The organism is Pseudarthrobacter sp. C1 (genome assembly GCF_034720455.1).
In the GTDB taxonomy this organism is placed as follows: domain Bacteria; phylum Actinomycetota; class Actinomycetes; order Actinomycetales; family Micrococcaceae; genus Arthrobacter.
The window spans coordinates 1-2,552 of the sequence record NZ_JAYESK010000023.1; the positions used below are offsets into that span (position 1 = coordinate 1).

General features: G+C 54.9%; 1 rRNA gene. It reads right to left on the reverse strand.

Going from position 1 to position 2,552, the window contains the following annotated elements:
- Positions 1 to 57: 57 nt before the first annotated feature.
- Positions 58 to 2,552, reverse strand: a 23S ribosomal RNA gene (locus tag U7114_RS19260); the annotation flags it as partial.

Below are 2,552 nucleotides of genomic sequence, written 5' to 3' on the forward strand. Positions count from 1 at the left end.
TCTTTTTACCAACCCTGGTGTGGAACCGCTTTTGAACCGGTTTCACGGGTGTGGTGTGTGGTGTAAGTTATCGGCCTATTAGTACCGGTCAGCTTCACGAGTCGTTAGTCCTCGCTTCCACATCCGGCCTATCAACCCAGTGGTCTGGCTGGGGGCCTCTCACACACGAGGTGTATGGAAATCTCATCTTGAAGCGAGCTTCCCGCTTAGATGCTTTCAGCGGTTATCCCATCCGAACGTAGCTAATCAGCGGTGCACTTGGCAGTACAACTGACACACCAGAGGTTCGTCCGTCCCGGTCCTCTCGTACTAAGGACAGCCCTTCTCAAATTTCCTGCGCGCGCAGCGGATAGGGACCGAACTGTCTCACGACGTTCTAAACCCAGCTCGCGTACCGCTTTAATGGGCGAACAGCCCAACCCTTGGGACCTACTCCAGCCCCAGGATGCGACGAGCCGACATCGAGGTGCCAAACCATGCCGTCGATATGGACTCTTGGGCAAGATCAGCCTGTTATCCCCGAGGTACCTTTTATCCGTTGAGCGACGGCCATTCCACAATGTACCGCCGGATCACTAGTCCCGACTTTCGTCCCTGCTCGAGATGTCTCTCTCACAGTCAAGCTCCCTTGTGCACTTACACTCGACACCTGATTGCCAACCAGGCTGAGGGAACCTTTGGGCGCCTCCGTTACTTTTTAGGAGGCAACCGCCCCAGTTAAACTACCCATCAGGCACTGTCCCTGACCCGGATTACGGGCCGAAGTTAGATGTCCAAAGTGACCAGAGTGGTATTTCAACGATGACTCCACCCGAACTGGCGTCCGGGCTTCAACGTCTCCCACCTATCCTACACAAGCCACTCCGAACACCAATACCAAACTATAGTAAAGGTCTCGGGGTCTTTCCGTCCTGCTGCGCGTAACGAGCATCTTTACTCGTACTGCAATTTCGCCGAGTTTATGGTTGAGACAGCGGGGAAGTCGTTACTCCATTCGTGCAGGTCGGAACTTACCCGACAAGGAATTTCGCTACCTTAGGATGGTTATAGTTACCACCGCCGTTTACTGGGGCTTAAATTCTCAGCTTCGCCTTGCGGCTAACCGGTCCTCTTAACCTTCCAGCACCGGGCAGGAGTCAGTCCGTATACATCGTCTTGCGACTTCGCACGGACCTGTGTTTTTAGTAAACAGTCGCTTCCCCCTGGTCTCTGCGGCCCCGATCCCCTCCCACCAGCAAGTGGTGTTCAAGGTTGGGGCCCCCCTTCTCCCGAAGTTACGGGGGCATTTTGCCGAGTTCCTTAACCATAATTCTCTCGATCGCCTTAGTATTCTCTACCTGATCACCTGTGTCGGTTTGGGGTACGGGCGGCTAAAACCTCGCGTCGATGCTTTTCTCGGCAGCATAGGATCACCGAATCCCCCCAAACGGGGGTCCCATCAGATCTCAGGCATCATGAACAGCGGATTTGCCTACCGTTCGCCCTACATCCTTAGACCGGGACAACCATCGCCCGGCTCGGCTACCTTCCTGCGTCACACCTGTTAATACGCTTGCCTCCCAGGATCAGGTCCTGCGCTCCACCAAAACCCTTCACCCACAAGGGGTGTCAGGCAGGTCTCGGGCAGTTAGTATCCCCTGTTCAGCATGGGCGGTTTTTCGCCGGTACGGGAATATCAACCCGTTGTCCATCGACTACGCCTGTCGGCCTCGCCTTAGGTCCCGACTTACCCAGGGCAGATTAGCTTGACCCTGGAACCCTTGATCATTCGGCGGACGGGTTTCTCACCCGTCTTTCGCTACTCATGCCTGCATTCTCACTCGTGTAGGCTCCACCGCTGGTTTACACCGCGACTTCACCGCCCACACGACGCTCCCCTACCCATCCAAACGCCTGAACCACAAGGGCTTAGCTAATATTTGAATGCCACAACTTCGGCGGTGTACTTGAGCCCCGCTACATTGTCGGCGCGGAATCACTTGACCAGTGAGCTATTACGCACTCTTTTAAGGATGGCTGCTTCTAAGCCAACCTCCTGGTTGTCTTCGCAACTCCACATCCTTTCCCACTTAGCACACGCTTAGGGGCCTTAGTTGGTGGTCTGGGCTGTTTCCCTCTCGACTATGAAGCTTATCCCCCACAGTCTCACTGCTGCGCTCTCACTTACCGGCATTCGGAGTTTGGCTGACGTCAGTAACCTTGTAGGGCCCATTAGCCATCCAGTAGCTCTACCTCCAGCAAGAAACACGCAACGCTGCACCTAAATGCATTTCGGGGAGAACCAGCTATCACGAAGTTTGATTGGCCTTTCACCCCTACCCACAGCTCATCCCCTCCATTTTCAACTGAAGTGGGTTCGGTCCTCCACGACGTCTTACCGTCGCTTCAACCTGGCCATGGGTAGATCACTTCGCTTCGGGTCTAGATCACGCCACTGCAACGCCCTATTCAGACTCGCTTTCGCTACGGCTGCCCCACACGGGTTAACCTCGCGACGTAACACTAACTCGCAGGCTCATTCTTCAAAAGGCACGCCGTCACCAGAATCAGAC